This is a genomic window from Streptomyces sp. NPDC048275 (assembly GCF_040652275.1).
In the GTDB taxonomy this organism is placed as follows: Bacteria; Actinomycetota; Actinomycetes; order Streptomycetales; family Streptomycetaceae; genus Streptomyces.
The window spans coordinates 44,261-61,124 of record NZ_JBEZLR010000002.1 but is presented as its reverse complement, the minus strand read 5'-3'; the positions used below and the strand labels follow the sequence as shown (position 1 = coordinate 61,124).

Annotated in this window: 19 protein-coding genes; 14 read left to right on the top strand and 5 right to left on the bottom strand. The window is 70.3% G+C overall.

The features are described 5' to 3' along the window. Window positions 1–14 precede the first annotated feature (14 nt). From AB0D57_RS01620 to AB0D57_RS01605, 4 genes are read left to right on the top strand one after another with little or no spacing between them, the layout of a single operon-like run. Window positions 15–1,178: an STM4014 family protein gene (locus tag AB0D57_RS01620; protein WP_362065800.1), complete on the top strand. Its 1,164-nt coding sequence runs from the start codon at window positions 15–17 to the stop codon at window positions 1,176–1,178. Between the two features lie 58 nt (window positions 1,179–1,236). Further along, the gene (locus AB0D57_RS01615) at window positions 1,237–2,043 is read left to right on the top strand and encodes an STM4013/SEN3800 family hydrolase (RefSeq protein WP_362066165.1); all 807 of its coding nucleotides are present in this window, start codon (window positions 1,237–1,239) and stop codon (window positions 2,041–2,043) included. Continuing rightward, window positions 2,040–3,395 carry an STM4012 family radical SAM protein gene (locus AB0D57_RS01610; RefSeq protein ID WP_362065798.1) on the top strand — a complete coding sequence of 452 codons (1,356 nt, stop codon included), beginning with the start codon at window positions 2,040–2,042 and terminating at the stop codon, window positions 3,393–3,395. The genes AB0D57_RS01615 and AB0D57_RS01610 overlap by 4 nt, the downstream gene beginning before the upstream one ends. 8 nt (window positions 3,396–3,403) lie before the next feature. After that, complete coding sequence (locus AB0D57_RS01605; RefSeq protein ID WP_362065796.1) at window positions 3,404–4,273, top strand: STM4011 family radical SAM protein; 870 nt, start codon at window positions 3,404–3,406, stop codon at window positions 4,271–4,273. On the opposite strand, the gene AB0D57_RS01600 is transcribed toward AB0D57_RS01605, so the two are convergent. The 3 genes from AB0D57_RS01600 to AB0D57_RS01590 are packed head-to-tail and all read right to left on the bottom strand — an operon-like array spanning window position 4,257 to window position 6,945. Beyond that, window positions 4,257–4,784, bottom strand: coding sequence for a hypothetical protein (locus AB0D57_RS01600; protein ID WP_362065794.1), 528 nt, complete (start codon window positions 4,782–4,784; stop codon window positions 4,257–4,259). The genes AB0D57_RS01605 and AB0D57_RS01600 overlap by 17 nt on opposite strands. Further along, window positions 4,781–6,250, bottom strand: a complete 1,470-nt coding sequence (locus AB0D57_RS01595) for a HAMP domain-containing sensor histidine kinase (RefSeq protein ID WP_362065792.1) — start codon at window positions 6,248–6,250, stop codon at window positions 4,781–4,783. Before AB0D57_RS01595 ends, AB0D57_RS01600 begins: the two co-directional genes overlap by 4 nt. Continuing rightward, on the bottom strand, window positions 6,247–6,945 hold the full coding sequence (locus AB0D57_RS01590; protein WP_362065790.1) for a response regulator transcription factor: 699 nt from the start codon (window positions 6,943–6,945) through the stop codon (window positions 6,247–6,249). The genes AB0D57_RS01595 and AB0D57_RS01590 overlap by 4 nt, the downstream gene beginning before the upstream one ends. A gap of 332 nt (window positions 6,946–7,277) precedes the next feature. Here AB0D57_RS01590 and AB0D57_RS01585 point away from each other — a divergent pair, with 332 nt between their 5' ends. Continuing rightward, entirely contained in the window at window positions 7,278–8,093 is an 816-nt protein-coding gene (locus tag AB0D57_RS01585; protein WP_362065788.1) for a DUF3152 domain-containing protein, read from the top strand. A 148-nt stretch (window positions 8,094–8,241) separates the two neighbouring features. On the opposite strand, the gene AB0D57_RS01580 is transcribed toward AB0D57_RS01585, so the two are convergent. After that, window positions 8,242–9,318 (bottom strand): iron chelate uptake ABC transporter family permease subunit, encoded by a 1,077-nt coding sequence (locus AB0D57_RS01580; protein ID WP_362065786.1) that lies wholly within the window; start codon window positions 9,316–9,318, stop codon window positions 8,242–8,244. 130 nt (window positions 9,319–9,448) lie between these two features. On the opposite strand from AB0D57_RS01580, the gene AB0D57_RS01575 reads away from it, so the two are divergent. The 5 genes from AB0D57_RS01575 (at window position 9,449) to AB0D57_RS01555 (ending at window position 12,535) form a co-directional block, all read left to right on the top strand. Continuing rightward, entirely contained in the window at window positions 9,449–9,736 is a 288-nt protein-coding gene (locus AB0D57_RS01575) for a hypothetical protein (protein ID WP_362065784.1), read from the top strand. 31 nt (window positions 9,737–9,767) lie between these two features. Then, window positions 9,768–10,142, top strand: a complete 375-nt coding sequence (locus AB0D57_RS01570) for a hypothetical protein (protein ID WP_362065782.1) — start codon at window positions 9,768–9,770, stop codon at window positions 10,140–10,142. A gap of 226 nt (window positions 10,143–10,368) precedes the next feature. Next, window positions 10,369–11,433, top strand: coding sequence for an aromatic ring-hydroxylating dioxygenase subunit alpha (locus tag AB0D57_RS01565; protein WP_362065780.1), 1,065 nt, complete (start codon window positions 10,369–10,371; stop codon window positions 11,431–11,433). Then, entirely contained in the window at window positions 11,430–11,600 is a 171-nt protein-coding gene (locus AB0D57_RS01560) for a hypothetical protein (RefSeq protein WP_362065778.1), read from the top strand. Before AB0D57_RS01565 ends, AB0D57_RS01560 begins: the two co-directional genes overlap by 4 nt. Beyond that, window positions 11,597–12,535, top strand: a complete 939-nt coding sequence (locus AB0D57_RS01555) for a PDR/VanB family oxidoreductase (RefSeq protein ID WP_362065776.1) — start codon at window positions 11,597–11,599, stop codon at window positions 12,533–12,535. Before AB0D57_RS01560 ends, AB0D57_RS01555 begins: the two co-directional genes overlap by 4 nt. On the opposite strand, the gene AB0D57_RS01550 is transcribed toward AB0D57_RS01555, so the two are convergent. Next, on the bottom strand, window positions 12,486–13,304 hold the full coding sequence (locus tag AB0D57_RS01550; RefSeq protein WP_362065774.1) for an IclR family transcriptional regulator C-terminal domain-containing protein: 819 nt from the start codon (window positions 13,302–13,304) through the stop codon (window positions 12,486–12,488). The genes AB0D57_RS01555 and AB0D57_RS01550 overlap by 50 nt on opposite strands. Before the next feature lie 190 nt (window positions 13,305–13,494). Here AB0D57_RS01550 and AB0D57_RS01545 point away from each other — a divergent pair, with 190 nt between their 5' ends. Genes AB0D57_RS01545 through AB0D57_RS01530 form a run of 4 tightly spaced genes read left to right on the top strand, consistent with a single transcriptional unit; the run spans window position 13,495 to window position 16,848 of the window. Then, window positions 13,495–14,466 (top strand): ABC transporter substrate-binding protein, encoded by a 972-nt coding sequence (locus AB0D57_RS01545; protein WP_362065772.1) that lies wholly within the window; start codon window positions 13,495–13,497, stop codon window positions 14,464–14,466. Further along, complete coding sequence (locus AB0D57_RS01540; RefSeq protein WP_362065770.1) at window positions 14,463–15,236, top strand: ABC transporter permease subunit; 774 nt, start codon at window positions 14,463–14,465, stop codon at window positions 15,234–15,236. Before AB0D57_RS01545 ends, AB0D57_RS01540 begins: the two co-directional genes overlap by 4 nt. A gap of 8 nt (window positions 15,237–15,244) precedes the next feature. Then, a complete protein-coding gene (locus tag AB0D57_RS01535) occupies window positions 15,245–16,021 on the top strand; it encodes an ABC transporter permease (protein ID WP_362066163.1) in 777 nt (258 codons plus the stop codon). Window positions 16,022–16,041: 20 nt separating this feature from the next. Continuing rightward, window positions 16,042–16,848, top strand: a complete 807-nt coding sequence (locus AB0D57_RS01530) for an ABC transporter ATP-binding protein (protein ID WP_362065768.1) — start codon at window positions 16,042–16,044, stop codon at window positions 16,846–16,848. Window positions 16,849–16,864: the final 16 nt, after the last annotated feature.

The window sequence follows — 16,864 nt, the reverse complement described above, 5'->3', positions numbered from 1 at the left end:
GGAGGGGAAGCGGCATGGGCCACACGGATCCGGGAGGCACAGCGGTGAGGTGGGCGGTCGTCGTCAACGGCGAGAACCGCAGGCTGAGCCTGTTCACCGCGGCTGCGGAGGCGGCCGGCTGCGGCACGCCCCGCGTCGTCGAATGGCGAGACGTGCTCCATGACGGCGGGCACGCCTTCGCCGACGACGAGGTGGTCCGCCTGGACTCGCCCGGAGAGAACGCGGAGGTGGACAGGCTGCTGCGCGGCGTCGAGGGTCCGACACGCGTGGAGGGTTCCGCGCGCTGGTACGCCGGTTTCCTCGCCTGCGTGGCTTCACTGCGGGGAGGCGTACGTCTCGACGCTCCGGCAGACCTGGCCGTGCTCTTCGACAAAAGGCTGTGTCATGCCCGCCTCGCCGACGCGGGCGTACCGGTGCCGCCGTCGCCCACGTCCGGCGGAATCGCAGCTGTGCGGGGCTGGAGCGACGTACGGCATCTCATACGTGAGGCCGGTATGCGGCGTGTCTTCGTCAAGCTCGCCCACGGCTCGTCCGCTTCCGGCGTCCTGGCGATCGAGACGGCCTCTTCCGGGCGGATCCGGGCGACCACGTCGGTGGAGCGCGCCGAGGACGGCCGTCTCCACAACTCCCTGCGCATCCGCCGCTACACGGACGAGTCGGAGATCGCCACGATCGTCGACACCCTCGCCCCGGACGGGCTGCACATCGAGCGCTGGCTGCCGAAAGCCTCACTCGGGAACAGGTCGGCGGACCTGCGCATCGTGGTCGTGGGAGGCAGGGCCACACACGCCGTCGTCCGCACGAGCCGTTCCCCTCTCACCAATCTCCATTTGGGCGGGGCCCGCGGCGATCTGGCGGCCGCGCGGGCGCTGGCCGGTGACCGATGGGCACAAGCCATCGACATCAGCGAGCGCGCCGCGGCCTGCTTCCCCGGCACCCTGTGCGTGGGGGTCGATCTGTTGCCGGCCATCGGCTGGCGGCGGTTCGCCGTCGCGGAGGTGAACGCCTTCGGAGATCTCCTCCCCCGCCTGACCGGCCTTCCGGGCAGCGGCGCGGAAGACCTGGACACCTACGCCGCGCAGATCGCCGCGTTCCGGTCCCTCGCCCCCGGCAGGTTTCCCGTACAACCCGCTCCATCGCTCCTCGTTCCGCCAAGGACAGCACATGCCACAGCCTGAACCCGACCGCGAGTCGGCCACGACACCCCCTCCGCCCACCCCGGCCAGGACACCCGACATGAACGAGGTGGTGGGCCGGGACGACCTGCTCCTCCTGACCCTCGACACCCTTCGCTACGACGTGGCGATCGAACTGGCGGCCTCAGGACGCCTGCCGAACCTGGCCGCGCATCTGCCCGGCGGCACCTGGGAGAAGCGGCATGCGCCCGGGAGTTTCACCTACGCCTCGCACCAGGCGATGTTCGCGGGTTTCCTTCCCACTCCGGCGCAGCCCGGTCCGCATCCACGGTTGTTCGCGGCGCGGTTCGCGGGCAGCGAGACGACGACGGACGGCACGTATGTCTTCGACGCCCCCAACCTCGTGTCCGCCCTGGCCGACCGCGGCTACCGCACCGTGTGCGTCGGCGGCGTCGGCTTCTTCAACAAGCGGGGCGCGCTGGGCGACGTCCTGCCGGGGCTCTTCCAGGAGAGTCACTGGGAGCCGGAGTTCTCCGTGGCCTCCCCGACGTCCTTCGAGGCCCAGGTCGCGTGCGCCGAGAAGGTCGTGGCCGAACTGCCGCAGCAGCAGAAGCTGTTCCTGTTCCTGAACGCGTCCGCGCTGCACCAGCCGAACTGGTTCCACCTGCCCGGGGCCACCCGGGAGACCGGCGACAGCCGGCGCACCCATGCCGCGGCGCTGGAATACATCGACCGTCATGTCGGCCGGCTGTTCAGTGCGATGAGCTCGCGCCGCCGCTGCTTCGCCGTCGTCTGCTCCGACCACGGCACCGCCTACGGAGATGACGGCTACAGCGGCCACCGTCTCGGCCACGAGTCCGTGTGGACCGTGCCCTACAGCCATTTCTTTCTGGAGCCGTCCGCATGACCCGACCCTCCGCGGCGGCCCCGGCCGTCCTGCCGCGCCCCTACCAGAGCTATACCTACGCCTACCCGCACAAGACCGCATACCGGCCGCTCACCCCGCGGCCCCTGCTCAAGGACCTGTGGGAGGGCGAATCCCGGCAGGCGCTCTCGCTGTACCTGCACATTCCGTTCTGCGAGGTCCGTTGCGGCTTCTGCAATCTGTTCACCCGTATCGGAGCCCCCGACGGGCTGACGGGACGGTACCTGGACGCGGTGCGGCGCCAGGCCGCCGCCGTCCGCGAGGCCCTCGGCGAGGACGAGCCCGTACGCTTCGCCAACGCCGCGTTCGGCGGTGGCACACCGACCTATCTGGAGGCCACCGAGCTGGAGCGGCTGTTCGACATCGCCGAGCAGGAGATGGGAGCGGACCTGCGGGCGATACCCCTGTCCGTGGAGGCGTCCCCCGCGACCGCCACGGCCGACCGGCTGGCCGTGCTGGCACAGCGGGGCACCACCCGTCTCAGCCTCGGAGTGCAGAGCTTCGTGGAGGAGGAGTCCCGTGCCGCCGTACGTCCCCAGCGGCGCGCCGACGTGGAGGCGGCGCTGGGACGCATACGCGAGGCAGCGCTACCCGTCCTCAACATCGACCTCATCTACGGCATCGACGGCCAGAGCGCGGCGAGTTGGCGATATTCCCTCGACGCGGCCCTCGCCTGGCAGCCCGAGGAGATCTACCTCTATCCCCTCTACATCCGCCCGCTCACCGGTCTCGGCCGCCACACCGACCCACAGGCGGCCGACCGGCAGTGGGACGAGGAACGCCTGCGCCGCTACCGGGAGGGACGCGACCATCTGCTGTCCCAGGGCTACGAACAGGTGTCCATGCGGATGTTCCGGCGCGTGGACGCGCCGCCGCAGGGACCTGACGACTACGCCTGCCAGACCGACGGCATGATCGGCCTGGGCTGCGGTGCGCGCTCGTACACCTCCACGCTGCACTACTCCTTCGACTACGCCGTGTCGATGCGGGAGATCCGCGGCATCGTCGACGACTACACCACCACCGAGGACTTCTCCCACGCACTGCACGGACGACGGGTCGACGAGGACGAAGCAAGGCGCCGGCATCTGCTGCAGTCCCTTCTCCAGGTCGAGGGCCTGGCCGTCGCGGACTACCGCCTCCGCTTCGGGTCCGATCCGCACGACGACTTCGGCGCGGAGCTGGACACCCTCGCGGCCCGCGGCTGGCTCGAGGAGTCCGGGGCGGGCCGGCTTCTTCTCTCTCCCGAGGGACTCGCCCACTCGGACGCGATCGGCCCTGACTTCTTCTCGCCGGCCGTGCGGGAAGCCATGGCCGCCTACGAGATGAAGTGAAGGCCTCCGTGGACCTGACGATTCTGTACCGCGGCCCTCTCTCTTCCTGCGATTACGACTGCCCGTACTGCCCGTTCGCGAAGCGGCGCGACACCACCGCACAACTGCGAGCCGACCGGGCGGCCCTTGAACGGTTCACCGCGTGGGCGCGCGAGCAGCGAGAGGAAAACCTCTCGCTGCTCTTCACACCCTGGGGAGAGGGCCTGGTCCGTTCCTGGTACCGCCGCACCCTGGTGGAACTGTCGCACCAGCCGCACGTCCGACGGGTCGCCATCCAGACCAACCTGAGCTGCCGCACCGACTGGCTGGGGGACGCGGACCTCGACACCGTCGCACTGTGGTGCACGTATCACCCCGGGCAGACTCCCTACGAGCGATTCCTGGCCAAGACGCACCGCCTGTCCGCCATGGGAGTGCGCCACAGCGTCGGGATCGTCGGTGTGCCCGAGCATATGGAGCACGCGCGCCGGCTGCGTACGGAACTGCCGGAGCACGTGTATCTGTGGGTGAACGCCGCCGAGGGCCACACGTACACGGACGAGCAGGCCGCCGAGTGGACCGCGCTGGACCCGCTCTTTCCGTACAGCCGGCATCCGCACCGCTCGGCCGGCATGCCGTGCCGGACTGGAGAGTCGGTCATCTCCGTGGACGGTGAGGGAACGGTCCGGCGCTGTCACTTCGTGCGGGCCGAGTTGGGCAATCTCTACGACGGCTCCTACCGTGCCGCGCTCGCTCCGCGTGCCTGCCCCCTGGCCGTATGCGACTGCCACATCGGATACGTGCACCTGGAGACCCTGCCGCTGTACGACGTCTTCGCGGGCGGCGTCCTGGAACGCGTCCCGGCGGGGGCCGTAGAAGGAGTCAGTCGGCGCTCGTAACGGATGGGCACGCCTCGCCGGTGGCTTTGGTGTGCCAGGCGTCGGGAACTGTCACGGTCACTCTCATCGATGCGGTGTCGGTGTCCGGGGCTTCGAGGAGGCGGGCGTCGGCGACTGTGCAGATCAGTTGGGTGAGGGCCGTGTCGGTCAGTGGCCCGGTGCCCCAGGGCAGTTCGATCGACACCCGCCCGCCGTCCCCGCCGTCCGTCCGGACCGTCGGACCGACCGTCAGCCGGGGAAGGTCGGTGGTCACGCCCTTACGGCGTTCCATGATGTCCGGGCCCCGGAACACCATGTCCACAGCCGTCTCGATGCCGATCTGGCCGGTGGCCTGGCGACGGACGGGGAGCAGAGTGCCCTCGTTGACGAAGTAGAGGAGGTGGGCCGGGCGGATGCCGGTGGCGGGCTCTCCGGCCTCCACCACACCGGTCTCGGGGATACCGCAGGAGGTGAGCAGGAGGGCGGTCGTGATCAGCAGCGCGGGCCGGAACCACGGGCGTGCGGGGCTCATGACTCCCCCCGTTCCAGAGGTCGTTGGAGGGGGATCTCGACCGTGAACACGGCGCCGCCCTCCGCACGGTTCGCCGCCCGGACCGTGCCCCCGTGCAGGTGGACGTTCTCGGCCGTGATCGAGAGCCCGAGGCCACTGCCCTCCGTTCTGGTCCGGGCGGTGTCCGACTTGTAGAAGCGGTCGAAGACGTGCGGCAGGACGTCGGCGGGAATGCCCGGCCCACTGTCCAGCACCTCGATGACCGCCCACCTCGCTTCTTCCACGTCCGGCATCTTCCTTGTGTACAGGCTCAGTTGCACGGGGCGCGCCCCGTGCCCGAGCGCGTTGCCGACCAGGTTCGCGACGACCACGTCGAGGCGGCGCGGGTCGACCCGGCCGCTCAGTTCGCCGGGCTCGGGGAGCCGGGTGTCCACCGTGGCCGACCAGGCGCGGGCGACGAGGGTGCGCCGGAGGGACTCGGCGAGGTCGATGTCGTCCAGTTGCAGGCCCGCCGCGCCCGCGTCGAAGCGGGAGATCTCCATCAGGTCGTCCACCAGGCGGGCCAGCTTCACGGTTTCCTCGCTGATGAGCCGTACGGCCGTGGCGGTGTCCGGGGCAAGCCGGGCCGCGTCCTCGTCGAGGATGTCGGTGACCGCCGACATCGCCGCCAGCGGGGTGCGCAGCTCGTGCGACACGTCCGCGACGAAGCGGCGGGCGCGGGCCCCCATGCGGCGCAGCTCGGCCACGGACTCCTCCAGCGCGGCGGCGGTCTCGTTGAAGGTGTGCGAAAGGTCGGCGAGTTCGTCGGAGCCGTTGATGGCGAGCCGGGTGTCCAGGTGGCCCTCGGCGATCCTGCGGGTGGCGCGGCGCAACTCCCGTACCGGGCGCAGCACACCCCGGGCGGCCAGCAGGGCGAGCAGGACGGCCAGGCCCAGCGCGGGTACGACGGCGCGCCCGATGGCGGCGACCAGGGCATCGACGTACCCCTGTTCGGCGGTCTGCCGCACGGTCAGGAAGACCGCGACCCCGGACGCCGGGTGCTCGCTGGGGCTCTCGAAAGTGACCGGCAGGCCGACGACGAGCGAGGAGCGGCCGTCCGTCGACACCCGCTGGAAGACGGCGGCCCGGCGGGAACCCACGGCCGACCGCATGGCGGGCGTCAGCTCGGTGAACCTGTCCTGCGGCGTGGAGGTGGCGCGCAGCTTGCGATAGGTGACCAGTACGCGCCAGTTCTGCGCCGGTTCGGCGCGGGCCACCTCCGTGGCGACCCACTGCAGGTCGGCCCGGCTCGGGGGATAACTGATGCCCGCGGCAATGGCGTTGACGTGATACCGGAATCTTTTGATCACGGTGTCCTGGCCCTGCTGGAGCACCCCGGTGCGGGCTTCCCTGAAGGTCAGGGCGCCCGTGGTCAGGGTGGCGACGGCGGCGACGAGGACGAACGCCACGAGGAGCCGGCCGCGCAGGCCGCGCAGCGGTGGCTTCACCGGGACTGGAACCGGTAACCGAAGCCGCGCACGGTCTGGATGTAGCGCGGCTGCCCCGCCGGCTCGCCCATCTTGGTGCGCAGCCGCTTGACGCAGGCGTCGACCAGCCGTGAGTCACCGTGATAGCTGTGCTCCCAGACCGCCTCCAGCAGTTGCTGCCGGGAGAACACCTGGCCGGGTGAGGCCGAGAGCGTCAGCAGGAGCCGCAGTTCGGAAGGGGCGAGGGAGACCGGCACGCCCTGCCGGGTGACGGTCAACCCGGCCCGGTCGATGGCCAGTTCGCCGCCCTCGCCGTGGGCTTCGATCTTCGGTATGCCGCCGTCGGCGGGCGCGGCGCCGACCCGACGCAGGACCGCGCGGATACGGGCCTCCAGCACACGTGCCTGCACCGGCTTGACGACGTAGTCGTCCGCTCCGGCTTCGAGCCCGACCACGATGTCCGTGTCGTCGCCCCGTGCGGTCGCCATGATGATCGGCACCTGGTCCTCGGCACGGATCCGGCGGCACACCTCAAGGCCGCTCAGGCCGGGCAGCATCAGATCGAGCACGACGACGTCCGGCCGGAAGAACCGCAGCCGGGCCAGTCCGTCCTCCCCGGTCCCGGCGGTGGCGACGTCGTGCCCCTGGCGGCGCAGCGCAAGCAGGACGCCCTCCCGTACGGCGCGGTCGTCTTCGATGAGCAGGACACGTGGCATGCCCTCAGTATCCGTACGGATCAAGGGACTTGAGGTGGGGACGAGGTCCGGCCAGGGAACTGTTACGGGACGATCACATAGCCCCGCCGACGATCAGGCGTTACAGTTCCGTTACCTCTTGGGCCAGATTCCATCACATCGCGCACACAGCCTTGACGGCTATGACCACGACCGCTCACCGTGCGACGCCTTCGACCTCGCGATCCTCCTCGCGATCCCGTCGTCGTCGCAGAGGCCCCGCGCATGCCGGCGGGCATGGCCGGAAGGCGAAAGGGCCCCTGCTGGGGGGCCTGGCCGCGCTCGCCGCACTCGCCTCCGCCGCCACCCTGGCCATGAACTGGACGCCGCCCGCGGCCTCCGGGGCGGGCGACGGACCCGCTGCCGCCGCGCGACCCTCCCGGCCGGCGCCGGACCGGTCCGCGAAGCCGAGCGGCACGGCGACCGGTGCCCAGGGCCTCGAGAAGGCCGGCACCAAGCCCGGCGGGACGGTCACCCCGCCTCCGAAGGCCACCCCCTCCCCCTCCCCCTCCTCCCCCTCTTCCTCGCCCTCTTCTTCCTCGTCTTCCTCCTCGGCCGGCATCCCGTCCTCGGGCCCCGGCACGTTCACCACCGCCGGAGGTGGAAGCGGGACCGTGGGGCAGGGCAGCCGGCTGCTGCGCTACGAGGTCGTCGTCGAGGACGGCCTCGAGCAATCGGCCGCCGACGTCGCCCAGCAAGTGGAGGGCATACTCGCCGACCCCCGCGGTTGGACGGCCGACGGTGAGTCCGCGTTCCGGCGCGTCGCCGACGGTACGCCCGACTTCGTCGTACGGCTCGCCACGCCGGGAACCGTGGACAAGATCTGCGGCCGGTACGGGCTGAACACCCGCGGCGAGGTCAACTGCAATGTGGGCAAGGACGTCGTGGTCAACCTCAAGCGGTGGCTGCTGGCGACTCCGGTGTACGCCGACGACGTCGACGCCTACCGGGCGCTGATCATCAACCACGAGGTCGGCCACTTCCTCGGTCACGGCCATGTGACCTGCCCCGGCGCGGGCAAGCCGGCCCCGGCGATGATGCAGCAGATCAAGGGGATGCACGGCTGCGCCCCCAACGTCTGGCCGTACGACACGAAGGGCCGACTCCTCACCGGACCTGCCGTGCCTTGACCGGCCTGTCGACCGGCCCGCACCTGCACGTCGAGGTCCTCGCCCACGGGGCGTGCGCCGACCCGACGCCGTGACTCGCCCTCGACCGCTGACGGCGGACGTGGCGGTGTGGACCGCGCATCCGTACCACGGACGCGGTCCCGCCGGGCTACCGTCGGCTCCGTACCAGCAGATACAGGAAGTACGACGTGCCGATCACCGCTGTCATCAAGCCGGCGCCCAGCTGGGAGGGGGCGATGACCGTGCGGCCGAGCAGGTCGGCCGTACAGACGAGCGCGGCACCGAGGAGGACGGCGACCGGCACCACCCGTACGTGCCGCCGGCCCACAAGGGCACGTGCCGCGTGCGGCGCCACGAGGCCCACGAAACCGATGGTGCCGGCCGAGGCGACGGCGGTCGCGCTGAGCAGGACGCTCACCACCAGGAACCCGAGCCTGGCCCGGGACAGCCGCAGGCCGAGGAGCCTCGGTGTGTCCCCGTCCAGGGAGACGAGGTCCAGCTCGGTGCGCCGGGCGACCGCGACGACAAGGCCCGGCATCAGCACGAGTGCGACGGGCAGGACGTCCGGCATGGTCCGGCCGTACGTCGAACCGGACAGCCAGGTCAGCGCCTTCGTGGCGTTGAACGGATCGGTGAGCACGATGAGCAGGCTGATCAGCGCCGTGGTACCGGCGGCCACGCCGATACCGACGAGAACCAGCCGGTTCTGCTGGTAGCCGCCCGGGGCGGCGAGCCCGCAGACGACCACGGAGGCCACCGCGGCGCCCGCGAACGCGGCCCCCGCGACGCTCCAGGACCGGCGCCGGGTGCGGTGGTGACGAGCAGTACCGCGCCCAGCGCGGCTCCTCCGGAGACACCCAACACCCCCGGTTCGGCGAGCGGGTCCGCCGACAAAGGCGACCCTGGAGGAGGCGAGCAACGGGAGCGAGACGCCGGTGGCGCCGACCAGGCCGAGCGCCAGGTACGAACCGGCGTTCACCGCGAGGATATCGGGAGAGGCGAGCACGTTGCGGCTGACGGCCTGCAGCACGGCGCCCGCCACGCCGAGGATGACACCGACCAGAATGCCGTCGGTCATCCGCGGCAGCCGGGAGGCGATCACGACCGAGGCGTCGGCCGGATCGGCCTGCCCGGTCAGGGCCTTGAACACCTCGGCCGGTCCGACGGCGGCGGTGCCCTGGGTGATGTCGACGACTGCGAGGGCCGCGACCAGAAGGACGAGCACGGCCGTCACCGCGGCCGCGCCCGTCCGGGACGCGGCCGTCGACGGACGGGTGGCGGGGGGACGTTGCGGTGACGGCCATGGCCGGCGTTACTTCGTCAGTGCGTCGACGACGGCGTCGATGTACGCCTCCATGCCGCACCTTGGTGTGCACTGGGTCGATTCGTCGGGGGCGCGCCGGTGGATAGCGGCCGGCGCGCACGAGCAGCGCGCCACCGTCGTCCGCGTCGCCGACCGGCGTTTCCTGGCACTACCGGACCGTGATCGGGTGCTGCTCGTGCGCCCCGAGGACGGGGCGATCGCGGCGGCGATCCCGTTCCTCGGGCAGGTGAATGATGTCGTGTCACCCGCACCGGGCCTGCTGTGCCTGATCGTTGCGGCGCGCGTCGCCCTGGTCGAGCTGGCCGACGACCTGTCCTGACCACCGCAGCCCGATGGGAGACGCCCAGACCATGGCATTCGAGAACCTCACACCGGCGGAGCAGATCCGGTACTGCCAAGACAAACTCGCGCGCATCGACGAACTCGAGACGCAGATACGCAGCATGCCGAGCACCCGACAGAACCTGGAGACCCTGCGTGACCTCGCCACCGCCCGCCACGAGTACACCAAGGCGCTGAAGCGGCTCGAGAATCCTTCGCTGTGGCAGCGGACCAACCGGTGGGTCAACGAGTGGGCGGCCGGAGACCGGGCGAAGGAGGCGGCGCGGAAACGCCGGCGGGGATGCGTGAGTTGCCATGGCACAGGCCAAGTCGTGGGCGCCGGAAACTGGTTCGAGAATTGCGTGACCTGCGGCGGCACCGGAGAGCACCGGGAGTACCACTGATCGACTCCGGGTTCCGGCGGGGCGCGGGAACGCTGACGAGGTGGGCCTGTCCCAGGTTGCTTGGGAGCCAGGACAGGCGATCCACGCAACCCAGAACGGGCCCTGCACAGTGCGCGCTCTGACCAGGCGGTTCACCGATTCTCTTCCGTGAGGCGGAAGTGGTATTGCGATGCTGTGGCGCCCTTCCGGACGATGCCACCACCGCAGACAGACGGGAGCCGCAGCCATGCCTCACATGACCGCCTTCGCCAGGAACCAGTGGTACGTCGCCGCCTACTCGCACGAGGTCGGGCGTGAGCTGCTCGGGCGGACGCTTCTCGACGAGCCGCTCGTCTTCTACCGGACCGAGGACGACGGGACGGCCGTCGCGCTGGCCGACCGGTGCGTGCACCGGCGCTTCCCGCTCTCGGAGAGTCGGCTCGACGGCGACCGGATCGTGTGCGGGTACCACGGGTTCACCTACGACACGACGGGCAGCTGCGTGTACGTGCCGGGCCAAAAACGCATACCGCGCACGGCCCGTGTCGCCTCCTACCCGGTGGTCGAACAGGACTCCCTGATCTGGGTCTGGATCGGCGACCCGGCGCTCGCCGACCCGGGGGCCATTCCGCGCGCCCGGCACCTCGACTCCCCCGACTGGGTCACCGTCTGCGGCATGGAGCCCATCGACGCCGACTACGGACTCCTCGTCGACAACCTCCTCGACCTCTCCCACGAGACCTATCTGCACGGCGGCTACATCGGCACGCCCGAGGTCGCCGAGACGCCGATCACCACCGAGGTCGACGAGGGCGCGGGCATCGTGCGGGTCAGCCGGCACATGGACGACGCCGAGTGTCCGCCGTTCTACGCCCGCTCGACCGGCATCGAGGGCCGGATCACCCGCTGGCAGGACATCGAGTACCACGCTCCGTGCCTGTATCTGCTGCACAGCCGGATCGCCCCGGTCGGGGTGCTTCCCGAGGCGGACGGCAGCGATCCGAACGGCTTCCACACCGAGATCACGTACGCGATCACGCCGTCGCGCGACGGCCATGTCTACGACTTCTGGGCGGTCTCCCGGGACTTCGCCCGCGAGGACGAGGAAGTCAGCACGTTTCTGCGGGACTTCAACCACACGGTCGTCATGCAGGACGTCGACGCACTGAATCTGCTGCAGAAGACCCTCGGCACCGAGCGGACCGGTTACCAGGAGCTGAGCATCAACATCGACACCGGCGGCCTCGCCGCCCGCCGCATCCTCGCCCGGCTGGTCGAGGAGGGCGACAAGCCGATGGAGAAGGTCCAGTGACGTCCCCCACGGGCGAGATCTACCGCATCGACTGGCTGCCGGGCACGGACGTCCTGCACGGCACCTGTCACTGCGGCGCCGAGCACACCGCCCAGGACCCGATCGAGATGTGGGAGTGGATGCTCGCCCACCCCGACGGTCACACGCCCCGAGGAAGCGGACAATGACCGAGTTGTACGAGGCCGAACTCATCGTCCAGCAGCGAGAGTTCACGGCCGACGGGGTGCTCGCGCTCACCTTGCGCCACCCGCTCGGCGAGGAACTCCCCGGCTGGGAGCCGGGCGCCCATGTCGACGTCGTACTCGGGCCCGAGCTGGAGCGGCAGTACTCACTGTGCGGCGATCCGGCGGACCGTCAGGCGTGGCGGATCGCGGTGTTGCGGGAGCCGGACGGGCGCGGTGGATCGTCCTACGTGCACGAGAAGTTGGACCACGGCTACACGGTCCGCGTGCGCGGTCCGCGCAACCACTTCGCCCTCGCGCCCGCCCCTCGCTACCGCTTCGTCGCGGGCGGCATCGGCATCACGCCGATCCTGCCGATGCTCGCCGCCGCGGAGGCCGCGGGCGCGGAGTGGACGCTGCTCTACGGCGGGCGAACGCGCAACTCCATGGCTTTCACCGAGGAGTTGGGCCGGTACGGGGATCGGGTGACGATCGCTCCCCAGGACGAGAGCGGGCTGCTGGACCTCGACTCCGTGCTCACCGGGGTCCGCGAGGGCACCCTCGTCTACTGCTGCGGGCCCGGCGCGCTGCTGGACGCCGTGGAGGAGCGGTGTCCCACCGGGCTGCTGCGCGTCGAGCGCTTCCAGCCGAAGGTTCAGGACACGGGCGCGGACCGCGAGTTCGAGGTGGAGCTCGCGCGCACCGGCCGCACGCTGACCGTGCCCGCGGACGTCTCCGTGCTCGACACCGTGCGCGCCGCGGGTGTCGAGGTGCTCTTCTCCTGCACCGAAGGCACCTGTGGGACCTGCGAGACGGAGATCGTCGAAGGCACCCCGGACCACCGGGACTCGGTGCTGACCGAGGAGGAGCGGGCGGCGGGCGAGACCATGCTCATCTGTGTCTCCCGCTGCCGGGGGAAGCGGCTCGTGCTCGACCTGTAGACATCCGGAGATCGGCTTCGATCCGTGCGACCGTGGTGAGGAGTTGGGGCAGCAGCTCGCGGCGTACGGACGCGGCCGAGTTGCGGCCCGCGTGCACCGGGATGTTCACGGCCGCCACCACCTCGCCGTCCCGGTCCCGCACCGGGGCGGCTACCGAGCGCAGTCCCTCCTCCAACTCCTGGTCGACGAGGGCGTATCCCTGACGCCGTACGCGGTGCAGCTCGGCCCGCAACTGCTGTGCCGAGACGATGGTGCGGGCGGTCAGGGGCCGTAACTCGACGCGGGACAGCCGGGCTTCGATCTCCTCGTCCGGCAGCTGCGCGAGGATCGCCCGGCCCACGGAGGTGACGTGGGCCGGGAAGCGGGTGCCGAGGGTGATCGTCGCGGTCATGATGCGATGTGCGGGCACCCGCGCCACGTACACGATGTCGTCGCCGTCGAGTACGCACAGGGACGACGATTCCCCTACGTGGTCGACGAGTTGCTCCAGATGCGGTTCGGCGATCCTCGGCAGGGTGAAGCCGGAGAGGTAGGAGTAGCCGAGTTCCAGCACGCGTGGGGTGAGCCGGAACATCCGGCCGTCCGAGTTCACGTATCCGAGGTCGACGAGCGTCAGCAGGAAGCGGCGGGCCGCCGCGCGGGTCACCTCGCAGCGGCGCGCCACTTCACTGAGCGTCAGTTCCGGGTGGTCGGCGTCGAAGGCGCGGATGACCGCGAGGCCGCGCTCGAAGGACCGGACGAAATGCGGTGCGCGTGCTGCGGCAGGCATCGTCGCCTCCAATTGGACGCACGGCGTGCGCGATCCGCGCACGTCAGGAACACGCTTCGATAACTGTCAACAATATTGTCAGCCATAGCCATTGACCTCGGGGTTACGAGGGCTCTACTTTTCCCGCTGAGCACCATTGTGCGGTGTGCGCACAGCCTGTCGGAACACTGTCGTCTGCACAGGAGGAGCCATGCGTCGTCTGTTCGCCGGTCTCGCGGTCGGAGCCTTGCTGGTCGCCGCGTCGGCCTGTGGCTCGTCCGACGACTCCGGAACATCGGACAAGGGCACGTCGTCCGGCGGTACCACCACGGTCAAGGTGGGAATCATCCCCATCGTCGATGTCGCGCCCCTCTACCTGGGCCAGGAGAAGGGCTTCTACAGCAAGCGGGGCCTGAAGCTGTCCATGACGACCGCACAGGGCGGCGCGGCGATCGTGCCGGGCGTGACCAGCGGTCAGTTCCAGTTCGGGTTCTCCAACATGACCTCGCTGATGGTCGCCCAGTCCAACAGCGTGCCCGTACAGGCCGTCGCCAACGGCATCGCCTCAACGGGCGCCCAGGGCAAGGACTTCGGCGCCCTCACGGTGAAGAAGGACAGCCCGGTGAAGTCGGCGAAGGACCTCGAGGGCAAGAAGGTCGCCATCAACACCCTCAAGAACATCAACGAGACCGCGGTGCGTGAGTCGGTGCGCAAGGCGGGCGGCGATCCCGACAAGGTGAACTTCGTCGAACTCGCCTTCGACCAGATGCCCGCTGCCCTGGACGGCGGCCAGATCGATGCCGCCATGGTGGTCGAGCCGGCCCTGGCCACCGTCAAGAGCCAGGGGGCGCGCGAGATCGCCTCACCCCTGGTCGACGTCGCGGAGGGCCTGACCGTCGCGATGTACTTCACGTCCACGCAGTACGCGCAGCAGAACCCGGACGTGGTGAAGAAGTTCCAGGAGGCCACGGCCGAGTCCCTCGCCTACGCCGACGCCCACCCGGACGAGGTCCGCGAGACCGTCACCACGTACACGAAGATCCCCGCCGACGTGCTGGCGCAGGTGATCCTGCCGAAGTGGCCGGCCGAACCGAACAGGGCGTCGATCGAGGCGCTGGAGAAGCTGGGCGAGCAGGACGGGCTGTTCAAGTCGGCGCCCGACCTGGACAAGTTGCTGCCGTGAGGGGGCTGAACGCCGTACTGGGTGCGGCCGGGCTCGCGGCCTTCCTCGCCCTGGGCGAGGCGGTGCCGCGGCTCGGTCTCGTCAAGGAGGCCTACTTCCCGCCGACCAGCCGCATCGCCGACGCGCTCGGGCAGGAGGTCAACGACGACGCCTTCTGGACCGCCCTCGGCGACACCCTCACCGGCTGGGCGCTGGGCCTGGTGATCGCGGTCGGCGCGGGCGTCGCCGTGGGCCTGGTCGTCTCGGTCGTGCCGTATCTGCGGGAGGCCACGGCCTCGACGATCGAGTTCCTCCGCCCGATCCCCTCCGTCGCCCTCATCCCCGTCGCCGTCCTCCTCTACGGCAGCGAACTCCGCTCCGTCCTCCTCCTCGTCGTGTACGCCTCCTTCTGGCAGGTCCTCGTTCAGGTCCTGTACGGCGTCCAGGACGTCGACCCGGTCGCGGAGGAGACGGCCCGCTCCTACGGCCTCGGCACCTGGGCCCGCGTACGGCACGTCCTGTGGCCCACGGCGCTGCCGTACGTCATGACGGGTGTCCGGCTGGCCGCCGCGGTCGCCCTCATTCTCGCCGTCACCACCGAACTCGTCATCGGGGCACCGGGATTGGGCGCGCGGATCGCGGTCGCCCAGACCTCGGGGGCCGTCCCGGACATGTACGCGCTGGTGGTGGTCACCGGTCTGCTGGGCCTCGTGATCAACGTGGGCGCCCGCGCGGTGGAGCGGCGGGCGCTGGCCTGGCACCAGTCGGTGCGCGCGGAGGTGACGGTGTGAGAGGGATCCTGCTGCGGGTCCTGGCGCGGATCCTCTTCGTCATCGCCGTGCCCGCCCTGCTCGTCACCGGCTGGTGGCTGGCCTCCGACGGCAGCACCGACATCTACTGGCCGCCCCTGCGCACGATCCTGAAGACCTTCCCGGACGTCTGGACGGGCGAGCGGCTGCGCGCCGACGTCCTGCCCAGCGTGACGCGTCTGCTCGCCGGTTACCTGTCGGCGGCCGTCGTGGGCGTGGCGCTGGGCACGGTCATCGGCTCGTACCGCCGGGTGCGGGCCGTGTGCGAACCGGTCCTGGAGTTCCTGCGCGCGGTGCCGCCACCCGTCCTCATCCCCGTCATCATGCTGTTCGCGGGCATCGGCGACACCATGAAGATCGCCGTGATCGCCAGTGGCTGCGTCTGGCCGATCCTGCTCAACACCGTGGAGGGGGTACGGGCGGTCGACTCCGTGATGGCGGAGACGGCGCGGTCGTACGGCATCACGGGCGTCGCCCGACTGCGGACCGTGGTGCTGCCCTCGGCGAGCCCACAGATCTTCGCGGGCCTGCGCCAGGCCCTCTCCATCGGCATCATCCTGATGGTCATCAGCGAGATGTTCGCGGCCAGCAACGGCCTCGGCTTCACCATCGTGCAGTTCCAGCGCGGCTTCGCGATCCCCGACATGTGGACCGGGATCCTCGTCCTCGGTCTGCTCGGCTTCCTGCTCTCCGTCGTCTTCCAACTGGTCGAGCGGCGTGTGCTCGGCTGGTACCACGGTCTGCGCTCCACCCGGCGGTCCTCGTGAAGCTCATGAAAGGGCGGTCCATGCTCGACGTACGCGGCCTGAGGAAGGTCTACGAGGGTTCGGGGCGCCGGGTCGAGGCGGTCCGCGATCTCACCTTCACCGTCGACGCCGGTGAACTGGTCTGTCTGGTCGGTCCGTCGGGATGCGGCAAGACGACCCTGCTGAAGTGCATGGGCGGGCTCCTCACCCCGACGGCGGGCGAGGTGCTGCTCGCGGGCCGGCCGGTGAGCGGTCCGCCGCCCGGGATGGCGTTCGTGTTCCAGGAGTACGGGCGCAGCCTGTTTCCCTGGATGCGGGTCGGGGAGAACGTCGAACTACCGCTGAAACAGAAGGACTTGAGTAAGTCACGGCGGCGCGAACTGGTCGCGGACGCGCTGAAGTCGGTCGGACTCTCGGATGCCGCCGGGGCGTATCCGTGGCAGCTGTCCGGCGGTATGCAGCAGCGGGTCGCCATCGCCCGCGCGCTGGCGTACCAGCCCGATGTGCTGCTGATGGACGAGCCGTTCGCGGCGGTGGACGCTCAGACGCGGGCCGATCTGGAGGACCTCGTCCGGGGGCTGTGGCGGGAGCGCGGGATCACGATCCTGTTCGTCACGCACGACATCGACGAGGCCGTGTACCTGGGTGAGCGGGTGGTCGTCCTGTCCGCCTCCCCCACCGTGGTCCAGGAGCAGCTGAAGGTTGATCTCCCGGACGAGCGCGATCAGTTGCACACCCGGGTCGCCCCGCGCTTCGCCGAGCTACGGACCCATGTGTACGAGCAGATCCAGGCGGCGAAGCGGGGAACGCCCTCCGACCTCAAGACGGATACGCCTCCACCTCGCTGATCCGGTCCGCCGGCCG